We start from the raw sequence: 6,184 nt of genomic DNA, 5'->3' as shown, positions 1-6,184 counted from the left end.
GGCCGCCGGGTCCTTCCGCGACGGCACCCGGGTGGCCGCCACCGCGCCCGCCCTGGTCCGCGCCATCTGCGAACCCAATGCCGACGCGCTGCTCGAGGTGCTCGACGACACCCTGCGGGTGCTCACCGCCGCCCGGGACAGCCTGCGCGACACCGATTCCCTGGCCCAGCTCACCGAGGCCGGACACGACGCGCGCAACGACTACGACACCTTCCGGCGGTGGGCGATCGAGGGCATTCGGCCCGGCGACCACGACTGGCTGGCGAAGCTGGCCGAGGCCGGACGCCGCGGCGGCGTCATCGAAGCCCTGGAGTAGCCCTAGATGCGCTCGGCCAGCCCCGGGTAGTCGAGCAGGAAGCCGTCGGCGTCGACGGTGACCGTGGCGCTGGAGACCGGGGACAGCACGTGGATGCCGTCCGGGCCGGAGCTGTAGGTGAGACTGGCCTCCTGCACCAGCAGGTCCGGCAGCCGCACGTAGACCACCGGGACCTGGATGTCCTCGGAGGTGTGCGCCAGGCCGTGGCGGCGAATCGGCAGCGTATTGAAGAACGGGCTCAGCACCATGTCGACATCGAGCGCGCCGCCGAAGGTGGAGCGCACGTGCGTGGCGCCCGCGTCGATGAGCCAGTAGTTCTCCTCGTCGCGGGCGATGGAGGCGTGCCGCTCCCCCGCCGCGACCGTGCTGCGCAGGGACAGGCGCTTGGTCACCCCGTTCTCGTCGGTGACGAGGTCGTAGGACGCGCTGAACGCCTCGCTCTCCTCGGTCGCACCGGCGATGATGCGGCCCGCCGCGCGAATCCGGTTGCCGTTCAGCACCACCCGCACCGACTCCATCCGGGACCCGTTGTGCGCCCGCCAGGTGAGGATCGTGGGCCACCGGGCGGCCCCGGCCCGGATTTCCTCGCCGTTGCTGTCCGTCGTCACGCATCTACCGTACGTCCACGCCCCGCTCGCCCGGCGAACACACGGCAGCGTTCAGCGAGTTCCGCACCGCATGTCCGGATGCACCGCGGTGCGCGGCCACGGCGCTCGGCAGCAGCCGGCCCAACTCGGCGGGAGCCGCCGGTGGCGCGCGCGGTACCGCCGCGACCCGCATCGCCTGCTCGGCTACTCGCTGGGCGGCGGCCCACCCGGACAGCCGTTCCCCGCGCGACATGCGCGACAGGCCGTGTGGGGTGGTGGGATTCCGGCGGCGTGTTGTCGAGCGCGGCGGCCGTGCCGGTCACGGGCGCGGTGTAGATCACCGCCGGTTCGCCGCGACTCGAGTAACGTTCTGACGGCAAATGTCGGGACTCGGGTGAAAGGACAGCTGTGGTGCGGATGGTGGGCCTGTTCGCCGGTATCGGCGGACTGGAACTCGGGCTCGCCGCGCACGGTTGGCGCAGTGAACTGCTGTGCGAGATCGACCAGGGCGCGCAGGCGGTGCTGAGCGCGCACTTCCCGGATGTGCCCGTGCATTCCGATGTCACCCGGCTGCGCGCGCTGCCCGCCGGGACCGAACTGGTGGCCGCCGGATTCCCGTGCCAGGATCTGTCGCAGGCCGGGCGCACCGCCGGAATCACCGGCTCCCGTTCGGGTTTGGTGGACGAGGTGTTCCGGCTGGTGCGGCGCAAACGCGGACCGCGCTGGCTGCTCATCGAGAATGTGCCGTTCATGCTGCAACTGGGCGGCGGGGCGGCCATGCGGCACATCACCACCGCACTGGAGGAACTCGGCTACCTGTGGGCGTACCGGGTGGTGGACGCGCGGGCGTTCGGACTGCCGCAGCGGCGCGAGCGGGTGCTCATGCTGGCCTCGCGCACCGAGGATCCCCGGCCGGTGCTGTTCGGGACCGACGCCGGTGAGCGGGTGGTCGGCTCCGCCGATCACGATCCGTGCGGCTTCTACTGGACCGAGGGCACCCGCGGGCTGGGCTGGGCCGTCAACGCCGTGCCGACCTTGAAGGGCGGTTCCGCGCTGGGCATCGCGAGCCCGCCCGCGGTGCGGCTGCCCTCCGGGGAGATCGTCACCCCGGGCATCACCGACGCCGAACGCCTCCAGGGTTTCGACCGCGACTGGACCGCCCCCGCGCTGTCGGTGCCCACCGTCCGCAAGGGCCACCGCTGGAAACTCGTCGGCAATGCCGTGGCGGTGCGCATGGCCTCCTGGGTGGGTGCCTGCCTGTCCGCCCCCGCCGCCGACGCCATCCCCGGCGCACCCCTGCTGCCCGGCCAGCGCTGGCCCACCGCCGCCTGGGGCCATGCGGGCACCGTGCACCGCGTCCCGGTCTCCACCTGGCCGGTGCACGCACCCTACGAGGACCTGCGCTGGTTCCTCGACGACTCCAGCCTGCTGTCCGCCCGCGCCACCGCCGGCTTCCTCCGCCGCACCCGCATGGGCTCCCTCCGCTTCCCACCCGGCTTCATCGACGACGTCGAAAACCACCTCGACCGCATGGGCGGCCGCCCCAGCGAGGCGGCGTAGCGCCGAGGGGGAATTGGTGGCGGAGCCCTCCTGGGCGATGCCGCCACCAGTTCCCCGTCGCCGAGTGGTGGGCGGTGCGCTCCGGGCGGGAGGATGGGGTCGAGCCGGGAGGTGGGATGAGCGAGGGAGCGCGGGCGACGGGACGGCCGCGGACGGATGCGGCGACGAGTGCGCGGATGGCGCGGCAGCGGCGGGCCGGGACCGCGCCGGAGATCGCGCTGCGGCGAGAACTGCATCGGCGGGGGGCGCGGTTCTTCGTGGACCGGGCTCCGATGCGGGGGCTGCGGCGGCGGGCCGACATCGTGTTCCCCCGCCGCAAGGTGGCGGTGTACGTGGACGGCTGCTTCTGGCACAGCTGTCCCGAGCACGCCACATTTCCCAAGAACAATGCCGAGTGGTGGGCCGAGAAGCTGGCGGGCAATGTGGCGCGCGACCGCGATACCGACGCGCGGTTGCGGGAGGCGGGGTGGACGGTCGTTCGGGTGTGGGAGCACGAGCGGGCCGAGAGCGCGGCGGATCTGGTGTGGAAGGCGTTGGGGCGCACGGGGTGAGGAATGCGCTCGCGTGGGTCGGGGCGCTCCCGGTACGCGGGCTAGCCGGCTCGCACCGATTCCGGTACGCGGGTCGCTGGAACACGTGCACACCGCTGGGAGGCGACGGGGCGGAGTGTCGCGGCGCAAGTGCACCGGACCGAGCCGACCGCGGGCGGCGGGCAGCAAGGGAGGGTGCGCGGGAGACGCGACCCGTACCGGCACGAGCGCGCCGCTCCTGCATCGGAGGTCGCGGCCGGTTCGGCGGGCAGGCCGACGTATGCCCGGGTGCGAACAAGCGAGTTGTGCCCACGCCGGAGCGGGTGGCGCTTGCAGGTGGGATGCGGTGAGCCCGCGCGGCGCGGCGGCGAGGGCGGCTGGATGGGCGAGAATGGGGAAACCGCCTGGGCGGTCTGGGGTGCGTGATGTGCCGGGCCGTCCGTGCGGGGCGGTTCGCGTGACGAAGGGCGGTGCGGCGGCGAAAGCGAGTGGCGATGACGCCTCCCGAGAATGATCGGGGCGAGAACGTGGGCGACGTGGCCGAGAGTGCGGGCGGGCAACCGTCGGAATCGCGTCTCCGGCGGGTGCTGCGTTGGGGGCTCGCGGTGGTCATCGGGTTGGCGGGGTGCAGCTATTCGGCGTGGGTGCTGGAGTTCGTGTTGCCGGTGGGGATCGATCCGTTCACCTCGTTTCTCAGCCAGCTCGCCGAGCGCGGCGCGCCGTTTCGCGGCGTCTTCACCACGGCGGACACACTGACCGGGGCCATGCTGGTGGTCGCCGCGGGCGGCGGGCTGCTGTTGTTCCCGCGGCGCGGGTACACCACCGTCGGCTGGGTCGCCCTGGGGTGTTTCGGGGCGGCCACCATCGCCGATGCGCAGGCGCCATTGGATCCGGCGGCCGAGGTGCCCGCCGGGGAGAGTCCGCTGTTTCCGCAGTTGCATCAGGTCCACGCGCTGACCAGCACGTTGGCGGTGTTCTCGATCTTCGTCGCCATGCTGGCGTTCACGGTGGCGGCGTTCCGGTATCGACAGTGGCCGATCGTGCGGCATGCGGGGCTGTGGATTCTGGTGATCGGCTCGGCGGCCACGGCGTGGCTGCTGATCGCGGACAATCTGCCCGGCGATCACGGGCTCGGGATCGCGCAGCGCGTGCAGGTCGGGGCGATGTCGCTGTGGCTGCTGGCGCTGGGCGCGCAGGTCGCGGCGGCGAACCGGCGCGCCACCCCGCCCGTGGGTATGGTCGGGTGATGTGACCAGCGACGCACCGGAATTCACCGCGATCCCCACGCAGCTCGACACTGTCGCCACCGCGACCGAGCGCCTGCTCACCACCGTCGCCGACCTGCGCGACGCCGATCTGGTGGAACCCTCGCTCCTGCCCGGCTGGACCCGCGGCCATGTGCTGTCCCACCTGTCCCGCAATGCGGACAGTTTGGTCAACCTGCTGCTGTGGGCCCGGACCGGCATAGAGACCCCGCAGTACGCCAGCGCGTACCTGCGCGACGCCGATATCGAGGCCGGTGCGCCGCGTCCGCTGCGCGAACAGCTCGACGATCTGCGGGCCGCCTCCGACCGCTGGCTGGACCTGGCCCGAGTGCTGCCCGAGGACCGCTGGGCCACCTCCGTCCGCAACCGCCAGGGCACGGAGATCCCGGCCACCCGCATCGTGTGGATGCGCCTGCTCGAGGTGGAGATCCACCATGTGGATCTGGCGGTGGCCTACTCCCCCGCCGACTGGCCCACCCCGTTCACCACCCGCCTGCTCACCGAGGCACTCGCCGACCGCGCCCGCACCGCCGCCCCCGACGCGCCCGGTTTCACCGTCACCGCGACCGATACCGGCTACACCGCCACCGTCGGCTCCGCCGCAGTCACCGAGATCACCGGCACGGCAACGGCTCTCGCCACCTGGCTGATCGGCCGGTCGGACGGGTCGGACCTGAACGGCGACCTGCCCGCCCTCACCGCCTGGAAGTGAACGCCGTTGTCCCGCACCGCATCAGGTGCGGGACAACCGCTCAGCACTCGTGATACTTCACCGCGGCGGCGTCAGGTCAGGAAGCGGGCGACAGTGTCGGCGTGGGCGGCGAAGGCGAGGAACTGGTCGTTCTCGTGCGGGTCACCGGCGGTGACGCGGACGCCGTCGGTGCCGTAGGGGCGGACCAGGACGCCCGCCGCGGCGCTGGCCTCACCGAATTCGGCGCTGCGGTCGCCGAGGGGGAGCCAGAGGAAGTTGGCGTGGCTGTCGGCCACCCGGTAGCCCGCCGCTTCCAGGGCCGTGCGCATGCGCTCGCGTTCGGCGATCACGGCGTCGGTGCGCTCCAGGAGTTCGTGGCGGGCGTCCAGTGAGGCGATGGCGGCGGCCTGGGCGAGCCGGTTGACGCTGAACGGAACCCGCACCTTCATGAGCGCGGTGACCACGGCCGGATCGCCCACGGCATAGCCGACGCGCAGGCCCGCGAGCCCGTACGCCTTCGAGAAGGTGCGCAGCACAAGCACATTCGGGCGGGCGCGGCCGAGTTCGACGCCGTCGGGATGCTGATCGGCCGGGAAGCGCAGGTATTCGTAGTACGCCTCGTCCAGGACCACCAGCACGGTGTCCGGGATGGTGTCGAGGAAGCGTTCGATGGCGGCGCGGCCGTGCGCGGTCCCGGTCGGGTTGTTGGGGTTGCACACGAACACCGCCCGGGTGTTCGGGGTGACGGCGGCGGCGAGAGCGTCGAGATCGTGCGCGTAGTCGTGGTCCAGCGGCACCTGGACGGCGCGCGCCCCGGCGATGCGGGTGACGATCGGATACGCCTCGAAGGAGCGCCACGCGAACACCACCTCGTCGGTGTGCTCGCCGCAGGTGATCTGGATGATCTCCTGGCACAGCGCCACACTGCCGCAGCCGACCGCGACGTTCTCGATGCCGACGCCGTGGAATTCGGCGATGGCGGTGCGCAGTTCGGTGGCGGTGATATCCGGGTACCGGTTGACCTGTTCGGCGGCCTCGGCGATGGCCTTGGCCACCGACGGCAGCGGCGGGAAGGTGGTCTCGTTGCTGGCCAGTTTCACCACACCGGGCAGGCTGCGGCCCGCGACGTACGCGGGGATGGCGTCGAGGTCCGGACGAATGTGCGCGCTCACGCCTCCACCCTATGTCGGCCCAGGATTTATCCGGAACTTTACCTAGCTTCACTACCCTGGCTT

Annotated in this window: 7 protein-coding genes; 5 read left to right on the top strand and 2 right to left on the bottom strand. The window is 72.0% G+C overall.

Annotated elements, in window-relative coordinates; all coding sequences use genetic code 11:
* On the top strand, nt 1-316 hold a 316-nt coding region (locus ON31_RS01690), incomplete at its 5' end, for a prephenate dehydrogenase dimerization domain-containing protein (protein WP_039808596.1).
* 2 nt (nt 317-318) lie between these two features.
* Here ON31_RS01690 and ON31_RS01685 read toward each other — a convergent pair.
* Entirely contained in the window at nt 319-924 is a 606-nt protein-coding gene (locus ON31_RS01685) for a putative glycolipid-binding domain-containing protein (protein ID WP_255221942.1), read from the bottom strand.
* A gap of 396 nt (nt 925-1,320) precedes the next feature.
* On the opposite strand from ON31_RS01685, the gene ON31_RS01675 reads away from it, so the two are divergent.
* The 4 genes from ON31_RS01675 (at nt 1,321) to ON31_RS01660 (ending at nt 4,970) form a co-directional block, all read left to right on the top strand.
* Entirely contained in the window at nt 1,321-2,463 is a 1,143-nt protein-coding gene (locus tag ON31_RS01675) for a DNA cytosine methyltransferase (protein WP_039808610.1), read from the top strand.
* Between the two features lie 116 nt (nt 2,464-2,579).
* Nucleotides 2,580-3,014, top strand: a complete 435-nt coding sequence (locus tag ON31_RS01670; protein ID WP_039808593.1) for a very short patch repair endonuclease — start codon at nt 2,580-2,582, stop codon at nt 3,012-3,014.
* 473 nt (nt 3,015-3,487) lie between these two features.
* Nucleotides 3,488-4,240: a DUF998 domain-containing protein gene (locus ON31_RS01665; RefSeq protein WP_081592154.1), complete on the top strand. Its 753-nt coding sequence runs from the start codon at nt 3,488-3,490 to the stop codon at nt 4,238-4,240.
* Nucleotide 4,241: 1 nt separating this feature from the next.
* A complete protein-coding gene (locus ON31_RS01660) occupies nt 4,242-4,970 on the top strand; it encodes a maleylpyruvate isomerase family mycothiol-dependent enzyme (protein WP_039808591.1) in 729 nt (242 codons plus the stop codon).
* A 71-nt stretch (nt 4,971-5,041) separates the two neighbouring features.
* On the opposite strand, the gene hisC is transcribed toward ON31_RS01660, so the two are convergent.
* On the bottom strand, nt 5,042-6,121 hold the full coding sequence (hisC, locus tag ON31_RS01655) for a histidinol-phosphate transaminase (RefSeq protein ID WP_039808589.1): 1,080 nt from the start codon (nt 6,119-6,121) through the stop codon (nt 5,042-5,044).
* Nucleotides 6,122-6,184: the final 63 nt, after the last annotated feature.

Origin of the sequence: Nocardia otitidiscaviarum NBRC 14405, from assembly GCF_000308635.1 — a bacterium.
GTDB classification, from domain to species: Bacteria; Actinomycetota; Actinomycetes; order Mycobacteriales; family Mycobacteriaceae; genus Nocardia; species Nocardia otitidiscaviarum.
The sequence above is the reverse complement of the archived record's forward strand: the minus strand, read 5'-3'. Positions and strand labels throughout refer to the sequence as shown.

Excerpts from the sequence above, each read along its gene's own strand:
- ON31_RS01675 (WP_039808610.1), top strand. The coding sequence starts at position 1,321 with ATGGTGGGCCTGTTCGCCGGTATCGGCGGACTGGAACTCGGGCTCGCC.
- ON31_RS01670 (WP_039808593.1), top strand. The coding sequence starts at position 2,580 with ATGAGCGAGGGAGCGCGGGCGACGGGACGGCCGCGGACGGATGCGGCG.
- ON31_RS01665 (WP_081592154.1), top strand. The coding sequence starts at position 3,488 with ATGACGCCTCCCGAGAATGATCGGGGCGAGAACGTGGGCGACGTGGCC.